This window comes from Pseudomonadota bacterium, assembly GCA_039815145.1.
In the GTDB taxonomy this organism is placed as follows: domain Bacteria; phylum Pseudomonadota; class Gammaproteobacteria; order Steroidobacterales; family JBCBZW01; genus JBCBZW01.
Map to the genome: position 1 here is coordinate 22,477 of JBCBZW010000014.1, position 21,276 is coordinate 43,752.

Consider the following 21,276-nt stretch of genomic DNA (forward strand, 5'->3'; position numbering starts at 1 on the left):
CGGGCGCTCGCGCCGCGCCCGCCGTCATCGGATACGGCCGGTGCGACCGTCCACGCGGATGGTGCGCACATGTCCGTCCTTTGACAGGAGCTTGACGTAGTGGGTGGGTCGCCCGTCTTGGGCGTAGCGCGTCTCGGCGCGAATCACCCGGCCCTGGTAGCGAGCACGGACCTTCGCCACCGCGTCGTCCAGGGAAACCCGCGGGCGCTCGCTCTGCGCCAGGCGCAGGGGAGCACGATCACCGGTGGCCGCGACGTGAGCGATCGCCGAAGGATTGGCGTCGAGCGTTATCGGGGCCGCATGGTGGGTGGTCAGCGCGTGGGCTGGGCTCGCCAGCACTCCGGCAAACACCAGGCACAACGCGACGACCATCGCGCCCGGGCGGGCGAGAGTTGGCGCTGCGTTTGTCTTCATGCCTGTCATTATGCGCGAAGTCCTCTTGCGATGGATGATTCGGGGTGGTCTCCGAACGATAAGAAGTGTGGGAGAACCACCCCATCAGCGTATCCCCGGTCTTACCCGACGGGGGTCACGGACACCCGCAGGGCGATGCGATCACCCGGATGGTTCTGGGTGCGCGTCTGGTAGGTACGACCGTTGTAGCGATAGGTCACGTCGTATCCCTCCACACGCTCCTCGTAGCGAACCTCGCTCACCGTCTCACAGCGACGCACCTCTTCGCTGTAACCCCGGTCGCGATCTCGATTGTTACGCGCCACGTCGTTGGCGATCGTCGCGCCCAGCAGGCCGCCGACCACCGTCGCCGCCGTGTTACCCCGACCGCTACCGAACTGGTTGCCGACCAGGCCACCGATCACACCACCGGCGAGGGTAGCGGCCGGCGCGCCGCGCCGACGCGGCTGGTGATGCACCACCTCGGTCCAGCAATCCTGCACCGGGTATTCCACGGCCACCTCTCGCACGATCGGCCGCACATCCACCACCCGGGCGTACTCCAGGTTGCGACCGTTTCCGATCCGATCGCCTGCGAAGGCGGCGGGGGTCAGCAGCATGGTGGCGAGCAGGCCGGCCGTCAGGGTGGCGATTCCGGCGGGAGATGCGTTCATTGTTCGAGTCCTCCACTCAGGGGTTAGGGCGCCGACCACTGCGACGCTGGAGTGAAGGTTACGAGGGCCTCGCTGAATCGATCCTGAATAGGCGACTTCCCCGTCGAGCAAACATTTGTGCCTAGCCGAGGCGCTCCTTGGCCTCGTCCCAGAGCGCGTCCATGGTGGCGAGATCGACTTCCTCGAGGCGCTGCCCGCGGGCGGCGAGCACCCCCTCGATGTAGCCGAAGCGACGCACGAACTTCGCGTTGCTGCGGTGCAGCGCATCCTCCGGGTCGACCCTCAGATGCCGGGCCAGGTTGGCGAGCACGAAGAGCACGTCCCCCAGCTCGTCCGCGGTGCGCTCGCGGGCTGCGTCGGCCTCCGCCGGATCCCCCGCACCGGCCATTTCTTCGCGCAGTTCGCCAAGCTCCTCCTCGAGCTTGGCCAGCACCTGGCTGACCTCGGGCCAATCGAAGCCCACGGTGGCGGCCCGCTTGGTCAGCTTGGCCGCCCGCTTGAGCGCGGGCAGCCCCCGCGGCACGTCGCCGAGCAGGCCACCCTCGCGGGCCTTCGCCGCCCGCTCCGCCTTCTTGTGCTCCTCCCACGCGCCGACCACGGCCTCGGCCCCACCCGTCAGGCCGCCCTGCGGATCGAACACATGGGGGTGGCGCCGGATCATTTTGGCCACGATGCCTGCTACCACGTCATCGAAGGTGAAGGCGCCGGCCTCCTTGGCCATCTGCGCGTGGAAGACCACCTGGAACAGGAGGTCGCCAAGCTCGTCGCAGAGGTCCTCGAGGTGCTCCCGCTCGATGGCGTCCGCCACCTCGTAGGCCTCTTCGATCGTGTACGGCGCGATCGTGGCGAAGGACTGCTGCACGTCCCAGGGGCAACCGCCCTCCGGGTTACGCAGCTGCGCCATTACTTCGAGTAGCTTCTCAACTTTAATCTTCAGATCCTTGTATTTTCTCGCTAAGCCCAACGATGATTCCCGCTGTAGCCCCCCAGATTAGCCGCCCGTCGTAGTCGATTTCATAGAACTCCACGCGCTCGCCGAAGAACTCGCGGGAGGCCACCCGATGGTTGGTGGGGTCGATCAGATAGCTCAGGGGCACCTCGAAGGCGGACGCCACCTCCGTCGCATCCAACGCCAGGGCGTCGTAGGGCCGCACGCGCCCGACCACGGGAACGATGGAAAAGCCCGTGCCGGTGACGTAGGTGTCCAGGTAGCCGATCACCTGCACCTCGGTCGGGGCGATCCCCACCTCCTCCTCGGTCTCGCGCAGGGCCGCCTCGCGCGGGCCCGCGTCGTGCGGCTCGAGGCGACCGCCGGGGAAGGACACCTGGCCGGCGTGGTGCTTGAGGGCCTCGCTGCGTTCGGTCAGCAGCACCGTGGTGCCGGTGTCGCGCTCCACCAGGGGGACGAGCACGGCGGACTGGCGCAGGCGCCCCGCCTCACCGATCCGCCGTCGCAGCAGCGCGGCCCCAGAGCGGGCGGGTAAGCGAAAGCGCTCCGGCGTGAGTTCCGGGCCGGTGCCGCGCAAGCGCACTCCGAGCTGCGCGAGCAGGGGATCTGCCGGTGCTTTTCGCGGTCCGTCGTTCACGTTGCGCGGTCTTGCTCCGCACGCGACTTCGCAGCGTCGACGGTCATCAGAACTCCTCTTCACACGGGGCGGTCGGCCTGCGCCGGCCGCGGCGGCGACGCCGCCTTTGCGATATAGTGCGCCATCATCCCAGGCAGGTAACAGACCCCCTCCGTGGAGCCACTCGAACTCTCCAGCCTTACGGCGATCAGCCCCCTCGACGGGCGCTACGCCCGCCACACGAGCGCCCTGCGCAACCTGTTCAGCGAATTCGGCCTCATCCATCACCGGGTTAAGGTGGAATTGGCCTGGTTCGAGGCCCTGAGCGACGAAGCGCAGATCGAGGAGCTCGCCCCCCTCTCGGACGCCGACCGCGGCTACCTGCGCGAGATCGACGCGCGCTTCGACGTGACCCACGCAGCCCGCGTGAAGGCCCTGGAGGCGACCACCAACCACGACGTGAAGGCCGTGGAGTACTTCCTCAAGGAATGCTTCGCTGAGCGCCCTTCCCTCGCCGCGGGTGCAGAGTTCCTACACTTCGCGTGTACGTCGGAGGACATCAACAACCTCGCCTACGCGCTGATGTTGTCCACCGCACGCCACGAGGTGATCGACCCTACCCTGACCCAGCTGCGCGAGCGTCTCACGGAGCTCGCCCATCGCTACCAGGCCCTGCCGATGCTGGCGCGCACCCACGGCCAGCCCGCGAGTCCGACGACCCTCGGCAAAGAGCTGGCGAACGTGATCCATCGTCTGATGCGCCAGCATCGCCAGCTGCAGCAGGTGCCGATCCTCGGCAAGCTCAACGGCGCCACGGGGAACTTCAACGCCCACTACGCCGCCTACCCGCAGGTGGACTGGCCGAGCTTGAGCGCGCGCTTCATCACTGAGCTGCGCCTCACGCCCAATCCCCTGACCACCCAGATCGAGCCGCACGACTGGATCGCCGAGTACTGCGATGCGCTGCGCCGCCTAAACACGGTGTTGATCGACCTGGCCCGCGACGTGTGGGGCTACATCTCCGTCGGCTACTTCCGCCAGGCCACCGTCGCTGGCGAGGTCGGCTCCTCGACCATGCCGCACAAGGTGAACCCGATCGACTTCGAGAACGCCGAAGGCAACCTCGGCCTCGCCAACGCGATGCTCGAGCACCTCGCGGCCAAGCTGCCCATCTCACGCTGGCAGCGCGACCTCACCGACTCCACGGTGATGCGCAACGTCGGCAGCGCCGTGGCGTATTCGCAGCTGGCCTGGGTGTCGCTGATGCGCGGCCTGGACAAGCTGGCGGCGGGCGAGGAGCGCCTGGCCGAAGACCTGGCGGGCAACGTGGAGGTACTTACCGAAGCGGTGCAGACGGTGATGCGTCGCTACGGCCTGGACTCGCCCTACGAGCAGCTCAAGGCCCTCAGCCGCGGTCGACGCATCGACCTCGAGACGCTGCGCGAGTTCATCCGCGGCCTCGACATCCCCGACGACGCCCGGGCACGCCTGCTGGCCATGGAACCGGCGGACTACACGGGCAACGCCGCGGAGCAGGCCAAGGCCCTGGTGCTCCCCCTGCTCGCCGGCGACGAGTCCTAAGCCGGCACCCGCTCAAGGTGAAGATCATCGTTGGCATGTCCGGCGGCGTCGACTCGGCGGTCGCGGCCCTGCGCCTGCGCGAGCAGGGGCACGAGGTGCAGGCCCTGCACATGACCAACTGGAACGGCGACGACGACGCCTACTGCACCAACGCGCAAGACCTGCAGTCGGCCGCCGCCTGTTGCCGCGAGCTGGGGATTCCCCTGCACAAGGTCAACTTCGCCGATCAATACCGCGAGTCGGTGTTCGCCTACTTCCTCGAGGAGTACCGGCGCGGACGCACCCCCAACCCCGACGTGCTGTGCAACCGGGAGATCAAGTTCGGCGTGTTCCTGCGCTACGCGCAACGCCTCGGCGGCGAGGCGATCGCCACCGGCCACTACGCCCGCGTCTGCCATACGCCCGCCGGTCCCGAGCTGCACAAGGGCGTCGATCCCAATAAGGATCAGAGCTACTTCCTGCACGCCATCAGTGCCCGCGCCCTCGGCCAGACCCACTTCCCCCTGGGCGAGCTGCACAAGGACGAGGTACGCGAGCGGGCGCGGCAAGCCGGTCTCGCCAACCACGATCGTCGCGACAGTACGGGCATCTGCTTCATCGGCGAGCGGCCCTTTCGCGAGTTCCTCGCCCAGTACATCCCGGCTCAGCCAGGCCCCATGTGCACCCCCGCCGGCGAGGTGGTGGGAGAACACCAGGGGCTGATGTTCTACACCCTGGGCCAGCGCCGAGGCCTTCGCCTCGGCGGCCGTGCTGACGGCAAGGATGCGCCCTGGTATGTGGTGAACAAGGACGTGGCGGGGAATCGCTTGATCGTGACCCAGGGCGATGATGATCAGCTCCTGAGCGATCGCCTGTGGGCCGACGCCCCCCACTGGATCGGTGGCGAGGCGCCGGCCCTTCCGACCAAGTTGCAGGCGCGCGTGCGCTACCGCCAGGCCCCACAGGACTGTGAGGTGCTGGAGAGCGCCGACCACCACGGCATGCTCGAGGTGCGCTTCGCCCAACCCCAACGCGCCGTGACGCCAGGCCAATTCGCAGTGTTCTACGACGGCACCCACTGCCTCGGCGGGGCGACGATCCACCGCGAGCACCGCATCCTCGGCGAGGCCAGTGCCAAGGACGCGCACGATGCAAGGGCACCGGTACCCGACAGCGCCCCGGTCGACTTTATATAATTCCTGACGAGCCGAGGCTGAGGCTGAGGTCCCCGCAGCACTGGAGACGGCATGACTGACTCTTTCAACGCGCGCGACACGCTCGAGTCCAACGGTCAGCACTACGACTACTACCGCCTGAGCGCCATTCCTGGCATCGATCTGCCGAGCCTGCCCTACTCCCTGAAGATCCTGCTCGAGAATCTGCTGCGCCACGAGGACGGCACGGACGTCACGGCCGAGGACATCAAGGCCCTCGCCGCCTGGGACCCAAGCGCCGGCCGCGGGGGCGAGATCGCATTCACCCCCGCCCGGGTGATCATGCAGGACTTCACCGGTGTGCCGGCGGTCGTTGATCTTGCCACTATGCGCGATGCGGTCGCTGACCTCGGCGGGGATCCGTCCGTGATCAATCCCCAGTCACCGGCCGAGCTGGTCATCGATCACTCCGTGCAGGTGGATGTGTACGGCGCCGCCGATGCGTTGGCGCGCAACACGCAGATCGAGTTCGAACGCAATCGCGAGCGCTACACCTTTCTGCGCTGGGGCCAGAAGGCCTTCGACAACTTCGCCGTGGTGCCGCCGAACACGGGCATCGTGCACCAGGTGAACCTCGAGCGCCTCGCGCGGGTGGTCTTCAGCCGCGAGGCCGACGGCGGCGACGGCCGCGCCCTGCTCTACCCGGACACGGTGGTGGGCACCGACTCGCACACCACGATGATCAACGGCATCGGCGTGCTCGGCTGGGGCGTCGGTGGCATCGAAGCGGAAGCGGCCATGCTCGGCCAGGCGATCACGATGCTGGTGCCCGAGGTGGTGGGTTTTCGACTCACGGGCAAGCTCGCCGAAGGCGCCACCGCCACGGACCTGGTGCTCACCTGCACCGAGATGCTGCGCGACCTCGGGGTGGTCGGTAAGTTTGTGGAGTTCTTCGGTGATGGCCTCGACCATCTGCCACTGGCGGACCGTGCCACCCTCGGCAACATGGCACCGGAGTTCGGCTCCACCTGCGGCATCTTCCCGATCGATGAGGAAACCTTGCGCTACATGGCCCTGTCCGGGCGCAGCGAGCAGCACATCGCCCTGGTGCGGGACTACGCCAAGGCGCAGGGCATGTGGCGCGAGTCAGGCGCGGCGCCAGCGCGCTACTCGCAAGTGCTGGAGCTGGACCTCGCGAGCGTGGAGCCGAGCATCGCCGGTCCACGCCGACCCCAGGACCGCATCGCCATCAGCCAGGCCAAAGCGGCCATCACCCAGCACCTCACCGACGCCGGCGCTGGCAGCGCCAGCACCACCTTCGAAACCCCCGCAGGTGAGACGGAAACCCTGCACGACGGCGCCGTACTGATCGCCGCCATCACCAGCTGCACGAACACCTCCAACCCGGCAGTCATGATCGGCGCCGGCCTCCTCGCCCGCAACGCACGCGCCCGCGGCTTGCGCACCAAGCCCTGGGTGAAGACGAGCCTGGCGCCCGGCTCCCAGGTGGTGACCCGCTACCTCGAGAAAGCGGACCTCCTCGCTGACCTCGAAGCCCTGGGCTTTCACGTGGTGGGCTACGGCTGCACCACCTGCATCGGCAACTCAGGGCCCCTGCGCCGAGAGATCGCGGACGCGGTGACCGAGGGCAAGCTGACCGCGTGTTCGGTGCTCTCCGGCAATCGCAACTTCGAGGGCCGCATCCATCCGCTGGTGCGCATGAACTTCCTGGCCTCACCGCCCCTGGTGGTCGCCTACGCCATCGCCGGCACGATGCAGATCGATCTGCAACACGAGCCCCTGGGCCACGACGCCGCCGGCAACGCGATCTTCCTGCGCGATATCTGGCCGTCGCCGCAGGACGTCCAGGCCGCCACGGGCACGTCCCTCGACGCCAACATGTTCTCCTCCACCTACGAGGACGTCTTCACCGGTGACGAGCACTGGCGCGCCCTGCCCGTGCCCACCGGCGGCCAGTTCGCCTGGGACGGAGACTCCACATACGTGCGCAAGCCGCCCTACTTCGAGGGTCTGGAAGCGACGCCAGGCGCGATCGAAGAGATCCAGGGCGCGCGGGTGCTGGCTCTGCTCGGCGACACGGTGACCACGGATCACATCTCCCCCGCCGGCAGCATCGCCAAGGACTCGCCCGCGGCGCGCTACCTCACCGAGCACGGCGTGGACGTCAAGGACTTCAACTCCTACGGGTCGAGGCGCGGCAATCACGAGGTCATGATGCGCGGCACCTTCGCCAACATCCGCCTGCGCAATCAGTTGGCACCGGGCACGGAGGGCGGCTGGACTCGCCACATCCCCTCCGGGGAGCAGATGTCCATCTACGACGCATCGGTGCGCTACGCGACCGAGCACACGCCGCTGCTGGTGATCGCCGGCGCCGAATACGGCACCGGCTCGAGCCGCGATTGGGCCGCCAAGGGCACGCTGCTGCTCGGCGTGCGCGCTGTGCTGGCCAAGAGCTACGAACGCATTCACCGATCGAATCTGATCGGTATGGGCGTATTGCCCCTGCAGTTCCAGGGCGGCGAGGACGCCGCGTCCTTGGGCCTTACCGGCGAGGAGATCTTCCACGTGGAGGGCCTTGACGGCGGCAACGCCGAGCGGGTCACGATCCGCGTGGCACCCGACAGCGGTGCACCGCGCAGCTTCGAGGCCCTGGTGCGCATCGATACGCCCAAGGAACGCGACTACTACCGCCACGGCGGGATCCTGCAGTACGTGCTGCGCCAGTTGGCGACGACGTGACCCCTGCGGGCCCCAACAGAAAGAACAACGTCCTGCTTCCATCGGAGTGAATCCATGTCCAGAACACTGAGCGGCAAGACCGTCTTCATCACCGGCGCCAGCCGAGGCATCGGCCACGCCATCGCCTTGCGCGCTGCTCGCGACGGCGCCAACGTGGTGGTGGCGGCGAAGACGGACGAGAAGCACCCCACGCTCCCGGGGACTATCCACACCGCGGCCCGCGATGTGGAGTCCGCCGGCGGCAAGGCCCTGGCCGTCAAGATGGACATCCGCTTCGAAGATCAGATCGAGGCGGCGGTGGCGCAAGCGGTCGACGCCGTCGGCGGCATCGATGTGCTTATCAACAATGCGGGTGCGATCAGCCTCAGCCGTGCGCTCGAGACGGAGATGAAGCGCTTCGATCTCATGTTCGATATCAACGTGCGCGGCGTGTTCGCCATGTCTCGCGCCTGCTTGGAGAGCCTGGGGCGCTCGGAGAACCCGCACATCCTCAACATCTCACCACCGATCAGCATGGAGCCGAAGTGGTTCAAGGATCACACGGCCTACACGGTCTCGAAGTACGCGATGAGCATGGTCGCCATGGGCCTCGCCGCCGAGTGCGCGTCACCTCGCATCGGGGTCAACGCCCTGTGGCCGCGCACGGCGATCGCCACCTCCGCCCTGATCATGGCCAACGGGCCCGTCGACCATAAGCACACGCGCAAGGCCAGCATCATGGCCGACGCGGTGCACGCCGTGGTGACCCGGGAGGCGAGCAGTTGCACGGGGAACTTCTACACGGACGAGCAGGTGCTGCGCCAGGAAGGAGTGGATGACCTTCGCGACTACGCAGTAGAGCCCGGCGAGCCGCTCATCAACGACCTGTTTATCAATTGACCCGCAGCGCTAGCGCGGGATCGCCCACCCGGGGATGTCGCGCCAGGCGTCGTTGAGCTGTCGGTCGAGTTGCCGTGCCCTGGGCTCCATGGCGCAGACCAACGACCAGAAGCGATCGTTGTGCGCCATGACCCGCGTGTGCGCTAACTCGTGCAGCATCAGGTACCGCACCAGGGGCGGCTCCAGGAACAGGAGCGAATAGTTCAAGCTCAGGGTGCCGCGTGAAGAACAGCTGCCCCAGCGGGTCTTCTGGCCGCGCACCTGAATGCGGCCGTGTTCGAACCCGTGGTGTTTGGCAAGACGGGCGATCCAGGGCACCAGGTAGGTGCGGCCCTTGGCCGCCAGCCATCGCCGCAGCTCATCGCGCGCCTTGGCAGAGTCGGTTGTGTTGCCGTGCAGGCGCAGCGCGGTCGCGGATTCACTGAGGCGGATACGGCCGCCGGCAAGGGCTTCCTCGGGCACCAACTCCACGCGCCAGGCGCCGTCGATGGCGCGCAGGTCCACGTGTTCCGGCAGGGACTGGTCGAAGGCGGCGCAGGGCGTAGCGACCAGCCGCGCGCGGGTTTGCTCAATCCAGCCCCGCTGCTCCTCCACGAAACGCTGCACGCGGGCGGCCGAGGTGGCGCGTGGCACGACCACCTCCACGCCCTTGTGCGGACACACGTGAATCGACAGCCGCTTGGCGCGAGCGCTCTCGCGAACGGTCAGGCCCTCCAGCACGTTGCTGGTGGCGTCGCGCTCCGGCAGGGTCAGCTGAACCCCGCTCACCGGCTCCTCAGCGGCCATCCCAGGAGGCGGTAGAGAAGGTTGCGCTCGCAAAGCCACCGGTGTCCGCCACCGTGGCCGTCTCGTGGATGTAGAGGCGAACGGGGCGCTCGAAGACCAGGCGTCCGGCCACCACGCTGTTGGGGCCGATGACGACCCGCGGCACGCGCTGCCCGTTGACCCCCACCGTGTCGCGCACGATGACGTCGCCCAGCACCTCGGTGCCTTCGGTCAGGGTGATGCCGCCGTTGTAGTTCACCACGTCGCCGCCTACCACGCTGCCACGAATCTGGATTTCCCCGTTGACGGTGCCCACACCGCCGACCACGCGGACCTCATCTTCGATCGACACCTTGCCGTTAACGAGATTGATAGGTCCGTTCACCAACGCCGCGCGCGCTACGGCGAGATCGCCGTTGACCGCTTCCAGCGGGCCGGTCCTCGCACCCTCACCCACCGTGATCCGACCGTGCACGGAAGTACAGGCATCGACCTGCGCGCCCGCCCCGATATGGATATCGCCGTTAACCGTGCGGAAGGCCCCACCATCCGCTGCAACGCGCTCGGCGACGAGCACATTGCCGTTCACACTGATCGCCCCCGCGTGGCCGGTACTTCCTGCCAGCACGCGGATGTCTTCACTCACCGCGCCGTTGCAGCCTGCCGTGGCAGCCACAACGGCGGTGAGCAGGATCGCGTAGACGCGACTCCCCATAGCACCCCCCGGGATGTGTCCGAATTGTTCTTTGGAGTTCTTGTTATGGGAACGACGCTGCGTACCTGCGAACGCGTACGCGACACCGAACATTGCCTCGCGGCGGCCTCTCCCTAGCTCACCGCGTATTTGTTTGGCAACCCGCACATCATTGCACACTCACGCATTTGCGCAAGTCGTTCACGACGCTCGATTTCGGCGCGTCCCCTGCTCCCTTTGGGGGCAGCGCTGGGGGCGGCTCGAGGGGGCCGGGGCGACCCTCGCAGCTCAGGCCTTGGCGATCGCCGTCTGGTAGCGACGCACGGTCTCGGCAAGGCCAAAACGCAGGGCATCGGCGATCAGCGCCTGACCGATCGACACTTCGAGCACGTTCGGCACTGCAGCGCAGAAGGCGGTGAGGTTGTGCAGGTTCAGATCGTGTCCGGCGTTGACCTCGAGGCCAGCCGCGTGCGCGTCCCGCGCCGTGGCCGCGTAGGCCTCCAGGGTCTGCTGCAGCGCTGCGCCCGAGCCGTTCTCCGCTCGGAACAAGCGCGCGTATCCCTCGGTGTACAGCTCGACGCGATGGGCACCCAGAGCTGCGATCGCCTCGAGTTCGGCACAGCCGGGATCCACGAACAGACTGACCCGTGCGCCCTGCTCGCGCAGGCTCGCCACGATGGGCGCCAGGCGTTGCGCATGGGGCGCAATCTGCCACCCGTGATCGGAGGTGAGCTGGTCGTCGGCGTCGGGCACCAGCGTCACCTGGGCGGGCCGCACCTCCCGGCACAGCGCGAGGAACCCCGGGTAGCCATCGTCGGTCGGGCCGCTGAAGGGATTGCCCTCCACGTTCAGCTCAACGCCCTGCGGCGCCAGCGCCGTCGCCAGGGTGCGCACATCGTCCGGTCGGATATGGCGTTGGTCGGGACGTGGGTGAACGGTGATGCCGTCGGCGCCGGCATCTACGCAGAGCTGCGCCATCTCCCGTACATCAGGATCCTGGCCCATGCGCGCGTTGCGCAGCCACGCCACCTTGTTAACGTTTACGCTAAGTGCGGCTGTCATGCCCCCCCCTTTTGCGCGGAGAAGAACGAAACGAGGGCCGAGGCTTTCGCCCCGGCCCTCGCGCGACGAATCGCGTGCTCTCAGGTCTTAGCGACGGTTGTCGCCGTCGTCCTTGTCCTTACGGTTTTCCCACTTCTTGCGCGCGTTGTCGCGCTCTTCCTGGGTCATGTCCGCAGCGCGGCCACGCATCTCTTCGCGGCGAGCGGCACGATCTTCCTTGGACATCTCACCGGCGCGAGAACGCATCTGCTCACGGGCAGCCTCACGCTCTTCCGGGGTCATGTCCTTGGCCCGCTCTTGCATGCCCTCGACCATGCGGTCGCGGTTGCCACCACGGCCGGCAGCACTGCCTTCGCCGCGACGGGCGCGCATCTCCTGGCGCTCTTCCTCGGACATGTTGCGGAACTGGCCGCGACGCTCCTTAGCCTGCTCGCGGGCAGCAGCCTTTTCTTCGTCACTCAGGTTCTGGTACTCGGCCTTGTTGGCTTCGCGGCGAGAACGCATCGCTTCCTGCTGCTCCGGCGAGAGTTCCTGGAAACGGGCGCGGCGCTCCTGCACGTTCTCCTTGAACGCAGCCTGCTCTTCCGGCGACTTCGACTCCCACTCCTCGAGAAGCTTGGCCTGCGTGTCGGGATCGAGCTCGTCCCAACGGGACGAATCCTGGGCGTAAGCGGTAGCGGAGGCGACCACGCCAGCGAGGGCGACGGTGGCTAGGGTACGGCTGAAGTTCATAGAACACTCCTTTGTTGGGCCGCTGATCCGTTTCAGCGATGCGCGAATTCTACCCGAAGCTGCCGCGAGTGCGATGTAAACTCTGGTACATGCACCCGATCTCCCGCCAGCATGCCCAGCGGCGCTCGCCGCGGGCTCACCTCGTCGCCCTCGGGGCGATTCTGATCACGTTTACCGGCCTGTCCGCCTGCTCGCCGGCGCCCACCACCGACATCGATGACGTAGGTGCTGGGCCGACCCAAGACACCGATGTTCCGAGCACCCTTCGCATCGGCCTGGAAGCGGACCTGCAGGGCTTCGACCCCCTACGCACCCGCTTGATGGGCGTCAGCACCCTCACCGTGGCGGACGCGGTCTTCGATACGCTGATCACCCTCGATGAGAGCGGCGCGATCCAACCGCAGCTTGCGCTCTCCCTCGAGCCCGCACCAGATCTGCGCACATGGACCATGATCCTGCGCGAGGGCGTGCGCTTTCATGACGGTACGGCGCTGGATGCGGCCGCCGTCGCCCACCACTTCACGCGCTTGATCGATCCGGCCAATCGCTGCGCCTGCCGCCCTTTCCTGGGGCCGTTGCAGGAGGTTGTGGTCGTCTCCGAGTACAAACTGCGCTTCGAGCTGTCGAGCCCCTGGGCCGCCCTGCCTGCCGTACTCGGTGAGCCCTCCGTGGTGTCGTTGATCGGTTCACCCGCCTCCCACGAGGATGGCGAGTCGTTCAACCGCTCCCCCGTGGGCACGGGCCCCTATCGGTTCAGCCAATGGCGCGACGGCGAGGCAGTCGTCCTCGAGCGCTTCGATCAGTACTGGGCAGCGCAGCCCGATGACGCTATCGCCCGGCCGGCCACGATCGAGTACCGCATCCTCCCGGACCAGCAGGGCCGCCTCGCCGCCCTGCGTGCCGGTGATGTAGACCTGATCTGGACGTTGGATGGAAGCAGCGCCGCGCGCGCGGAGGTGCTCGGCTTACGTGTAGTGCGTCGCCGCGGGGCGGGTGCCCGCCTGCTGGTCCTGAACACGCGCCAGGCGCCCTTCGACGATGTGCGCGTGCGCCGAGCCCTGGCCCACGCAAGCGACTCCGCCGCCTACGTCGCCGCCGTGTCCGAGGACGGCGTGCTAGCCGCTGAGGACCCCTTCGGCCCAGGCTCCCCTTTTCGTTGCGACGCTCACTGGCCCGCCTTCGATCCCGAACAAGCCAAGCGCCTGCTGGCCGACTACGGCGAGCCCGTCACCGTGACCTTCGGCCACACTGCGACACCGCGGGGCCAGGCGGCCGGTCAGATCTTCCAGCAGTTCTGGCAAGCGGTCGGCATCGACGTCACCCTCCAACCCACCGAGCAGGTTCAGCTGGTCACGAGCGTGTTCCGCCGGCGCTTCCAGGTGGGCCCCTGGCGCTTGCGCGATTCCGTCGATCCGGACCCCGACCTCTACGGCCTCTTCCACTCGGCCAGTCCCTTCAACGTCACCGGGGTGGCATCGGCGGAACTCGACGAACTCCTGGCGGCGGCCCGTAGCACGGTGGACGGCGCCCAGCGACAGGAAGCGTACTGCGCCTTGGAACGCTACCTCGCCGATCAAGTGCCCTACCTCTACCTCGGCGAGAACACCTACTTCGCCATCGCGCGAGCGGATCTGGCCGGCGCCCTCTCCCTGCGCGGGGGATTGTTGAGCGTCCGCGGTATCGCCGCGGCACCCGACGCCACGCCCTGAGGCGGCCCATTTGGAGCGCCTACTGCATTTGCTCGCCGTGGGTGTGTTGGCGAGTCTCGGTGGTTTCTACCTGACCGACGCGCTGCCCGGCGATGCGGCCATCGCCGCCCTGGGGGAAAGCGCGACGACCGAGCAGGTGGCCGCCCTGCGCGCAGAGTTGGGCCTCGATCGCCCGTGGTTGAGCCGCTACGTCGATTGGCTGAGTCACGCCGTACGCGGGGACTTCGGCACCTCCCTGCGCACGGGCGTCGCCGTGGGCCCCACCGTTGCCGATCGCCTCGGCGTATCCGCCGCACTGATGCTGCTGACCCAAGCCATCGCTCTCGGCCTGGCCGTGCCTGCGGCCCTGGCCAGCACTCGCCGACCGCGGGGAGCGATCGACCGACTGGTCGGCGCCCTGAGCTTCATCGCCCTCTCGACCCCGGCCTACGTGCTCGCCTTGGGCCTAATTCTACTCTTCGCCATCACCCTCGGCTGGCTTCCTGCGAGCGGCTACCCCACGGCCGGCGCTGGCGCCCTCGACGTCCTTCGCGCGCTGCTCCTCCCAGCCCTCAGCCTGGCATTGGTGGAACTGCCGATCTACCTGCGAATGCTGCGCCATGAACTATTGGATCTCCTAGGTCAGCCCTGGGCTCGCACGGCGCGTGCCTTCGGTGCCAGCGAAGGGTCGCTGCTCCTGCGAGACGTGCTGCGCGCAGCGTCCCTGCCACTGATCACGCTGGTCGCCCTCAACGTGGGCCACCTCATGGCGGGCGCCGTGGTGATCGAATCGATCTTCGCCCTGCCCGGCATGGGCCGACTCTTGAAGGATGCTGTCCTCGCACGCGACCTGCCCACGGTGCAAAGCTGCGTCCTGATCGTGGCCGCCATCTTCGTGCTCGCGAATCTGCTCGCCGACGGCCTCGCCGCCTGGCTCGATCCCAGAAGCCGGAAGGCGCACGCGTGAGTGGCGCGGTGCGAGCCCGCGTTGGCCCCACCCGGTGGATCGCCGGCCTGTGGTTGGTGGTGATCGCCGGGGGGGCCTTGACCGCCGATCTCTGGCCCCTGGCCGATCCCACCGCGATGGCCCTCGGCGACCGGCGAGCCCTGCCGACGCCGAGCCATCCCCTAGGCACCGACAGCTTTGGCCGAGACCTGCTGAGCCGTGTCCTGCACGGCGGCCGGGTCTCCCTCGCGGTGGCCGTGTTCTGCCCGCTACTGGGGCTGGTCGTGGGAGGTGGCCTGGGCGTGTTGGCTGCCTATCTTGGGGGATGGATGGAGCGGCTGACGCGGTTGTTCACCGACACGTTGCTGGCCGTGCCCGCCCTGCTCATCGCCATGCTGCTCGCCGTATCCATCGGGGGATCGGTCACGACCCTGGTGTGGACCTTAGGTCTACTCAGCACGCCGGTGTTCGCTCGCGTGGCGCGGGTGCGCGCCGGGGTGGTCACCCAACTGCCCTACGTGGACGCCGCGCGCTCGCTCGGCGCGGGCCATCTCACGGTGCTTCGCCACCACGTGCTCCCCAACGTGCTGCCGGCGCTGCTCACGCTTGCCACGCTGGTGGCGGCCGTGGTGGTCGTGCTGGAGGGCGCCCTGGGATATCTGGGCCTCGGGGTCAGCCCGCCCACGCCGAGTTGGGGGGGCATGATCGCAGAGGGGCGAGCCTCCCTAGAGACTCGCCCCCACATCTGCCTGGTGCCGGCGAGCGCGATGGTGCTCACCGTGATGGCCTTGAACCTGATCGGCGATGCGGCGAACGCGTCTGGCGGACACGCACGCCGCGCCTAGCGCCGAAGTTAGCGCCTACTTCTTGACGCCGGTCACTTCCAGCCAGTAACGCATCACCTCGGTCACGCCCATCTTCTCGAAGGCGGGGCCGACGGCGTACTGCAAGCACTCACTGGACACATCGACGGGGTAGCCGCTCATCAGCACCTCGGCGAGACCGCCGTAGGCGCCCACGAGTTCGAGGCCGCGCTGGTCGATGGGGATCGGACGCTTGTAGACGCGCTCCACGTCGAAGCCTGCCTGCTCGAGCACACCGGCCCAGCCCTCAGGCGTCTTCCAATCCTTGTCGAAGGCCTTGCCCGCCGTGCCGCGCTTGCGCTTGATGGCGGGTTTGCCTTCCTTGATCAGCTCCGCGTTCTTCTCCATGAGGAGGTTCACGGCGCCCATCATCCACTCCTTGTACACCGGCTCGCTGCCCTCGCCGAAGGTGCCGGTGAAGAACACGGAGTTGAAGGTGAACGGCGCACCGGGCTTGAGCACGCGGTACACGTTGCGCACGAACTGGTCTTTGTCCGGCATCAGGTGGATGGCGTTGCCGATCATGCACATGTCGAAGGTGTTGTCGGCGAAGTGATCCAGGTCCATGGCGCTGCCTTCCACCATGAACATGGCGCTGCGCCCTTCGGCGGCGGCAGCGTCGAGGTCTTCCTGCGACTCGACCAGCAGGCCCTTCTCGCGCAGCTGGCGGCGGCCGATGGCGAGGGACTCACCGGACAGGTCGATGCCATTGACGGCGATACCGGGCTTGAGCTGCATCAGCAGATCGGTCATCAGGCCCGTGCCACAAGCGAGGTCGAGCACGCGCCTTACCGGACCGAGTTCAATGGTCTCGAGCAGGGCTTTGTTGGCCCCGATGTACTCCGGCTCCTGCGCGTACGGTTCGTAAGTAGTTACAACTTCCATTGGGTCTGCCGCCATTTGTGTGTGTTGTTGATGGTGGGTGTTACGTTTAGAAATTATTCGTCACCGCCTAACCAGGCGGTTGCCTCTCCCCGTGAAGACTCCATCCAGGCCGATACGCTGTCAGCGCAGCGGCGTAGTGGGTGCTCCGGCGGATCCTCATCCCAGAAGCGTCCGAACCACATCTCACAGCCCCCGCGCGGGTTGTCCGTGTAGTGCCACTCTTCATTGTCACCGCGTACGGCGACGCGGGGACCGAAGGGATTGGCCACGGCAGCCACCAGGCCGTGGGGCGTAGACAGGAGGTTACGGATTCCGAGATTGTACCTGTTATCGAAGCCGACCTTGGTGACAGGCATCCAGTTCTCACCATCTGCCGTGCGCCAAAGGGAGCAGCCCCCTTCGTTATCCACGATGTTCTCGGCGCCCACGTGGCCAACCACGTTGCGTATGCCGGCATTGTAGGCATCGCTGTTCAAGAATCGTACCCAGATCGTCGAGTTCATCGACCCGACATATAGCCAGCCGTCGTGCGCGGTCATTGACCAGAAGTAGCCGTTGAACACGTTGCCAAAGCCGGCGGCCACGCCGCTGAGCGGTATCTTCTTACCCTGGTCCGTGTAGCGCGCGCTGCCGATGATGAGGTCCCAGGTATGGTCCGCGTTGATGCGGATCACCTCGGACCCTGCAGGGCCGATCTTGTTGTTGAGATCGTTGCCACCGTTCTGGATCGCCGTGCCGATGTAGAGCGCACCCTTGAACACGTGCATGGTCACGCCGATCTGGTTCTCGGCGCCCCGACCGCCGCCCTTGTCGAGCACCTTCTCCCATCGGTAGGGAGGCTCGCCCTCACAATCGCTCCACCACACCTCGAAGCCGTTGTTGTTGAAGGTGGTGGCGTAGAGGCGGTCCTGGAACTCACAGAGCATCAGCACGCCCTGGTTGTCCGGGTTGCCGAAGCCCGGCTCGTTGACCGGCACCCAGTTACCGTTGGCGGGGTCCCGACTCTCGTAGATCACCGGGTTGCCGGAGACGTTGATGACGAACTTCACGTCGAAGCCGCGGGTGCCCGTGGGGGAGGTGAACAGTCGCCCCTTGAAGGGGATCAGCACGCGCGTGGCGGTAACGGGCAGGCCCTCGATGATGCCGAAGGGCGAGACCGGGTGGAATTCCTTGCCGTCGGTCGAGCGCAACAACAGGGCGCCGGGAGAACGGCTCACCGCCCAGGTGGCGGCGTAGAGCGCTGGCTCATCGTCGGACTCGCCCTGGAACACGGCCATGCTGCGAAAGCCCGTCTCCCGCGCCACCATGCCGAAGTGGCCGCCGATCGCCGGCACCTCGGGGGCAGAGTGCACCAGGTCCCACACACCGGTCTTCGGGTCGAAGGCCCAGATCTGGGCGCGTCGGTCCAGATCGCGGTAGAGGCCCTCGGCGTCGTCCGGGCCCTCCACCGGCCACAGGGGCACAGGCATGTTCTTGAAGGTGTGCTGGATCTTGATCATCTGGAAGTTCGAGCGCGTGGTACCGACGTACACGCGATCTCGGAACCAGGCGACCGAATGGGGAAAACTGTTGTGACCATCACCGAAACCGTTCGGCGCGATCATGCGGAACTGGTCCAGGCCCAGGCCGCGGTTGGGGGCCGGCTCGTAGGGGCGCGGCCTAGCGATCACGCTGACCACCCTAGCCCTCCTTGCCGTCCGCGGCGGGCAGCTGCGGGTGGATGTCCTCTCGGGTGCGGGCGCCGCCCTGTTCGGCCTGCGCCTCGGCGGCGGGACTCAAGGCGGAGCGCTCGGCTTGCTCGAGCATGGCGAGCTCGCCCTGAAACGCGTCAAGAACGCTGTTCAGTAGCTTCACCCGATAGCCGAGTTCCTTCTTGCGCGCCTTGATCTCGCTGAGCGGCGTGCCGCTCGGGATGAAGTCGATCTCGACGCCGAACTCGACCGGGTTCTCGAAGAAGTCCTGGATGATCTGCAGTTGGTGGTGGCGGGCCTTGCGCTTGTCCACCAGGGTCTTCAGGAAGGCGTTGATCTCCTCGCCTTCGTCACCGGACTCACCGACCGGCGGCACGTCGCCATCGGCCGCATCTCCAGCGCGCGGCGGTGGTGGCGGCGACCCCGACAGCAGGGGCGAGACCGACGCATCCGGGGAGATCCGCTCACGCAGGGCGAGCAGACGCAGCTGGCGAGCTTTCTCTTCCTCGCTCAGCTGATCGGCATCTACGGTGTTGAGCCTGCGATTCGTTTCCAACGGCCTTCTCGATCAACGATGCGGTGTGCGGGCAAGCGCGGCGACCCTCGCCCGCTGCCCAACTGGCGTGCGGTTATCTCCGCAAAACCAATATGATACCGCGATACGGCAAATGCTTGAGAGTGTGCCCCAGGTGCGACGCCGGTATCCGGGCGCACCGCACGGTTCTCACCTCTTCGAAGCCTGACACTCAGATCACTCCCAAGGCGCCGTCGCTCTGGTATGGTGCCGCGCTTGCACCTCTAATAAGACGATCACTGAGACGCCAAACGGTTCCCATGTCCTCGCCCGCACCCGACAGCCCTGCCCTCGACGACACCCACGCCGGTGCGGTGCCGCTGCGGCAGCTGGAACCGCCACCGCCGCCCCTTTTTATCCTGGGGTCGCCGCGCTCGTTCACTTCTCTGATCAACGGCATGCTGGGCCAGCACCCGCAAGCCTACGGGATGCCGGAGCTGAACCTGTTCGTGACCGACACGGTGCGTGATCTGATCGAGGAGTTCGCCGGCTACCGGCAGATCCAGATCCACGGCCTGATGCGCGTCGTGGCCCAGCTCTACGGCGCCGAGCAGAGCCTCGTGTCCGTCGACATGGCCAAGCGCTGGATGCTCACCCGTCTCGATCACAGCACCCAGGACATCTACTTCGAGCTGTGCGAGCGCGTCGCGCCCCTGCGGGTGGTCGACAAGAGCCCCGTCTACAGCTCCAAGCCGGAGTATCTGACCCGCCTGATGGAGGCATTTCCCGACGCGTATTTCCTGCATCTACTGCGTCACCCGCGTACCCAGGGCGTCTCCATCATGAAGATCGCCAAGGGCATGATGGCGATCCTCTCCAACTCCGTGGACTACTCGGCCGACCCGCCGGTGGTCGACCCGCAGATCTCCTGGCTGGACGTGCAACAGAACATCGTGAACGCCCTGGCCGATGTGCCGGCCCACCGCCAGATGACCCTGCGCGGTGAAGACGTGCTCAACGCCCCCAGCAGTTCCCTGCGCAAGATCTGTCGCTGGCTGGGCCTGCGCACGGACGACGAGGCCCTGGAGGCAATGATGCATCCGGAGGACTCGCCCTACGCCAGCCTCGGTCCGCTCGGCGCTCACCTCGGCAACGACATCAACTACCTGCGCTCGCCCGCCCTGCGCCATGCGCGGATCCGCCCGAGTTCCCTCGACGGCCCCCTGCCCTGGCGCCAGGACGATGTGGGGTTCAGCGACGAGGTGCGGGCGATGGCCGAGCGCTTCGGCTACTCCTGAGCACCAAGGCCGCGAGCGGCGGCCGCTCATCGCACCATCAACCGCGCTTCGGTCCCGCCCTGAAAGAGGGTGCGCGACTGACGCAAGGACGCCTGATCGCCTGCCCGCTCCTTCAGCCACGCGTTCCAAAACTGCAAGGTGCTCTCCAACACCAGCTGTGCGATGGCCTCGTCGGAGAGGTTCGGCACGTGGACGGACGCTCGGTCCAGGCCCCCCATGTCGTGGGCACCGTCCTCGACCACCACGGCGTACTGGCGACCTTCCGGCGCCGCATTGAAGGGCTCCAGGCGCCACTCCCACGGCTGACCGTCACGACCGCGATCGCGCGTACCGGTCACCGTGATCGTGGGCAGATCGAGCTCGTCCCAGGACCCGTCTGCGTGCAACTGCCCCCGCCCCTGCGGCGAGATCAGCACCAAGGCCTTCACCCGGGGGTCGCGGTAGGGACGCGAGCGGCGCCCGTCGCGGATCACCAGGGCGCCTCCCAGCAACTGGGCTGTGCTCGCACCGAAGGAGTGACCACCCACGCCGATACGGTCGCGATCGATCAAGCCCTTGAGCCCCGCCGTGCGGTGTTCGATATCGATCAGCGAATCCAGGATGAAGGTCACGTCACGAGGCCTGTTAGGCCAGTCACCGAAGGCGCTGGTCGGCGGTGACTCGGGGATCTCCGGCTCCGTCGATGGGCGCGCGTCGGAGTGGTTGGGTTGGATACACACGTAGCCCCAGCTGGCCCAGCACTGGGTGAGCAACTGGTAGTCGTCCTTGCTACCGCGGGCGCCGTGGGAGAAGACGATGAGCGGGTGTGGCTCGCGCCCGCCCACGGGGAAGGCGATGCGCACCTCCACCAGGCGTGCCCGACCTGCATCCCACAGATACAGGGAGTCGACGGTCTTGACGGGAAAGGGGCCGCCGTGAGGTGGCGACCGGGTGGCCGCCCGAGGCAGCACGGCCGCTTCCACTAGCGCGCGCTGCTCGTCACTCAACACGACGGGCGCTGGTGTCGCCGCCGCGCCTGCTCGCCGAGCAGCCCGCGGTGCGGGCCTGGCAGCCGGCGCACCACCACCTAGCAGACGCTTTAGGATTCTCAGCATCGCACGCTCGAGTTCTGCCTACCGGTGTTGGCCCTAAGCCTAAGCCCGAAGGCGGG

20 protein-coding genes are annotated in these 21,276 nt (G+C 67.1%); 8 read left to right on the plus strand and 12 right to left on the minus strand.

The window, feature by feature from the left end:
* Positions 1 to 24: 24 nt before the first annotated feature.
* The 4 genes from AAF184_06155 to AAF184_06170 all read right to left on the minus strand — a co-directional run bounded on the left by AAF184_06155 (position 25) and on the right by AAF184_06170 (position 2,653).
* The gene (locus AAF184_06155) at positions 25 to 414 is read right to left on the minus strand and encodes a PepSY domain-containing protein (GenBank protein ID MEO0421896.1); all 390 of its coding nucleotides are present in this window, start codon (positions 412 to 414) and stop codon (positions 25 to 27) included.
* A 101-nt stretch (positions 415 to 515) separates the two neighbouring features.
* Positions 516 to 1,067: a glycine zipper 2TM domain-containing protein gene (locus AAF184_06160; GenBank protein MEO0421897.1), complete on the minus strand. Its 552-nt coding sequence runs from the start codon at positions 1,065 to 1,067 to the stop codon at positions 516 to 518.
* A 121-nt stretch (positions 1,068 to 1,188) separates the two neighbouring features.
* Entirely contained in the window at positions 1,189 to 2,004 is an 816-nt protein-coding gene (gene mazG / locus AAF184_06165) for a nucleoside triphosphate pyrophosphohydrolase (GenBank protein ID MEO0421898.1), read from the minus strand.
* Positions 1,994 to 2,653, minus strand: coding sequence for a CoA pyrophosphatase (locus AAF184_06170; GenBank protein MEO0421899.1), 660 nt, complete (start codon positions 2,651 to 2,653; stop codon positions 1,994 to 1,996). Before AAF184_06170 ends, mazG begins: the two co-directional genes overlap by 11 nt.
* Positions 2,654 to 2,806: 153 nt before the next feature.
* Between AAF184_06170 and purB the strand changes: the two genes are divergently transcribed.
* Genes purB through AAF184_06190 form a run of 4 tightly spaced genes read left to right on the plus strand, consistent with a single transcriptional unit; the run spans position 2,807 to position 8,988 of the window.
* Complete coding sequence (purB, locus tag AAF184_06175) at positions 2,807 to 4,213, plus strand: adenylosuccinate lyase (GenBank protein MEO0421900.1); 1,407 nt, start codon at positions 2,807 to 2,809, stop codon at positions 4,211 to 4,213.
* 17 nt (positions 4,214 to 4,230) lie between these two features.
* Complete coding sequence (gene mnmA / locus AAF184_06180) at positions 4,231 to 5,388, plus strand: tRNA 2-thiouridine(34) synthase MnmA (GenBank protein MEO0421901.1); 1,158 nt, start codon at positions 4,231 to 4,233, stop codon at positions 5,386 to 5,388.
* Positions 5,389 to 5,439: 51 nt separating this feature from the next.
* Entirely contained in the window at positions 5,440 to 8,109 is a 2,670-nt protein-coding gene (acnA, locus tag AAF184_06185; protein ID MEO0421902.1) for an aconitate hydratase AcnA, read from the plus strand.
* Between the two features lie 54 nt (positions 8,110 to 8,163).
* A complete protein-coding gene (locus AAF184_06190) occupies positions 8,164 to 8,988 on the plus strand; it encodes an NAD(P)-dependent oxidoreductase (GenBank protein MEO0421903.1) in 825 nt (274 codons plus the stop codon).
* Between the two features lie 9 nt (positions 8,989 to 8,997).
* Here AAF184_06190 and AAF184_06195 read toward each other — a convergent pair whose 3' ends face one another.
* The 4 genes from AAF184_06195 to AAF184_06210 form a co-directional block, all read right to left on the minus strand.
* A complete protein-coding gene (locus AAF184_06195) occupies positions 8,998 to 9,756 on the minus strand; it encodes a SprT family zinc-dependent metalloprotease (GenBank protein MEO0421904.1) in 759 nt (252 codons plus the stop codon).
* A 7-nt stretch (positions 9,757 to 9,763) separates the two neighbouring features.
* Positions 9,764 to 10,468, minus strand: a complete 705-nt coding sequence (locus AAF184_06200; protein MEO0421905.1) for a hypothetical protein — start codon at positions 10,466 to 10,468, stop codon at positions 9,764 to 9,766.
* Positions 10,469 to 10,735: 267 nt separating this feature from the next.
* On the minus strand, positions 10,736 to 11,509 hold the full coding sequence (locus AAF184_06205; protein ID MEO0421906.1) for a pyridoxine 5'-phosphate synthase: 774 nt from the start codon (positions 11,507 to 11,509) through the stop codon (positions 10,736 to 10,738).
* 87 nt (positions 11,510 to 11,596) lie between these two features.
* Positions 11,597 to 12,241: a hypothetical protein gene (locus AAF184_06210; protein ID MEO0421907.1), complete on the minus strand. Its 645-nt coding sequence runs from the start codon at positions 12,239 to 12,241 to the stop codon at positions 11,597 to 11,599.
* A gap of 89 nt (positions 12,242 to 12,330) precedes the next feature.
* Here AAF184_06210 and AAF184_06215 point away from each other — a divergent pair, with 89 nt between their 5' ends.
* From AAF184_06215 to AAF184_06225, 3 genes are read left to right on the plus strand one after another with little or no spacing between them, the layout of a single operon-like run.
* Complete coding sequence (locus tag AAF184_06215) at positions 12,331 to 13,950, plus strand: ABC transporter substrate-binding protein (GenBank protein ID MEO0421908.1); 1,620 nt, start codon at positions 12,331 to 12,333, stop codon at positions 13,948 to 13,950.
* A 10-nt stretch (positions 13,951 to 13,960) separates the two neighbouring features.
* On the plus strand, positions 13,961 to 14,896 hold the full coding sequence (locus AAF184_06220) for an ABC transporter permease (protein MEO0421909.1): 936 nt from the start codon (positions 13,961 to 13,963) through the stop codon (positions 14,894 to 14,896).
* Positions 14,893 to 15,720 carry an ABC transporter permease gene (locus tag AAF184_06225; GenBank protein MEO0421910.1) on the plus strand — a complete coding sequence of 276 codons (828 nt, stop codon included), beginning with the start codon at positions 14,893 to 14,895 and terminating at the stop codon, positions 15,718 to 15,720. Before AAF184_06220 ends, AAF184_06225 begins: the two co-directional genes overlap by 4 nt.
* 15 nt (positions 15,721 to 15,735) lie before the next feature.
* Here AAF184_06225 and AAF184_06230 read toward each other — a convergent pair whose 3' ends face one another.
* From AAF184_06230 to AAF184_06240, 3 genes are read right to left on the minus strand one after another with little or no spacing between them, the layout of a single operon-like run.
* Positions 15,736 to 16,623, minus strand: a complete 888-nt coding sequence (locus AAF184_06230) for a class I SAM-dependent methyltransferase (protein MEO0421911.1) — start codon at positions 16,621 to 16,623, stop codon at positions 15,736 to 15,738.
* Between the two features lie 53 nt (positions 16,624 to 16,676).
* Positions 16,677 to 18,293, minus strand: a complete 1,617-nt coding sequence (locus AAF184_06235; GenBank protein ID MEO0421912.1) for a hypothetical protein — start codon at positions 18,291 to 18,293, stop codon at positions 16,677 to 16,679.
* A 10-nt stretch (positions 18,294 to 18,303) separates the two neighbouring features.
* Positions 18,304 to 18,870 carry a hypothetical protein gene (locus AAF184_06240; GenBank protein ID MEO0421913.1) on the minus strand — a complete coding sequence of 189 codons (567 nt, stop codon included), beginning with the start codon at positions 18,868 to 18,870 and terminating at the stop codon, positions 18,304 to 18,306.
* A gap of 278 nt (positions 18,871 to 19,148) precedes the next feature.
* Between AAF184_06240 and AAF184_06245 the strand changes: the two genes are divergently transcribed.
* Positions 19,149 to 20,126 (plus strand): sulfotransferase, encoded by a 978-nt coding sequence (locus AAF184_06245; GenBank protein ID MEO0421914.1) that lies wholly within the window; start codon positions 19,149 to 19,151, stop codon positions 20,124 to 20,126.
* A 26-nt stretch (positions 20,127 to 20,152) separates the two neighbouring features.
* On the opposite strand, the gene AAF184_06250 is transcribed toward AAF184_06245, so the two are convergent.
* Positions 20,153 to 21,220, minus strand: a complete 1,068-nt coding sequence (locus tag AAF184_06250; GenBank protein MEO0421915.1) for a hypothetical protein — start codon at positions 21,218 to 21,220, stop codon at positions 20,153 to 20,155.
* Positions 21,221 to 21,276 lie beyond the last annotated feature (56 nt).

What these genes read in the sequence shown, in the direction of transcription:
- AAF184_06155 (MEO0421896.1), bottom strand. Translation starts at nt 414, where the DNA reads ATGAAGACAAACGCAGCGCCAACTCTCGCCCGCCCGGGCGCGATGGTC.
- AAF184_06160 (MEO0421897.1), bottom strand. Translation starts at nt 1,067, where the DNA reads ATGAACGCATCTCCCGCCGGAATCGCCACCCTGACGGCCGGCCTGCTC.
- acnA (MEO0421902.1), top strand. Translation starts at nt 5,440, where the DNA reads ATGACTGACTCTTTCAACGCGCGCGACACGCTCGAGTCCAACGGTCAG.
- AAF184_06190 (MEO0421903.1), top strand. Translation starts at nt 8,164, where the DNA reads ATGTCCAGAACACTGAGCGGCAAGACCGTCTTCATCACCGGCGCCAGC.
- AAF184_06200 (MEO0421905.1), bottom strand. Translation starts at nt 10,468, where the DNA reads ATGGGGAGTCGCGTCTACGCGATCCTGCTCACCGCCGTTGTGGCTGCC.
- AAF184_06205 (MEO0421906.1), bottom strand. Translation starts at nt 11,509, where the DNA reads ATGACAGCCGCACTTAGCGTAAACGTTAACAAGGTGGCGTGGCTGCGC.
- AAF184_06210 (MEO0421907.1), bottom strand. Translation starts at nt 12,241, where the DNA reads ATGAACTTCAGCCGTACCCTAGCCACCGTCGCCCTCGCTGGCGTGGTC.
- AAF184_06215 (MEO0421908.1), top strand. Translation starts at nt 12,331, where the DNA reads ATGCACCCGATCTCCCGCCAGCATGCCCAGCGGCGCTCGCCGCGGGCT.
- AAF184_06230 (MEO0421911.1), bottom strand. Translation starts at nt 16,623, where the DNA reads ATGGAAGTTGTAACTACTTACGAACCGTACGCGCAGGAGCCGGAGTAC.
- AAF184_06245 (MEO0421914.1), top strand. Translation starts at nt 19,149, where the DNA reads ATGTCCTCGCCCGCACCCGACAGCCCTGCCCTCGACGACACCCACGCC.
- AAF184_06250 (MEO0421915.1), bottom strand. Translation starts at nt 21,220, where the DNA reads ATGCTGAGAATCCTAAAGCGTCTGCTAGGTGGTGGTGCGCCGGCTGCC.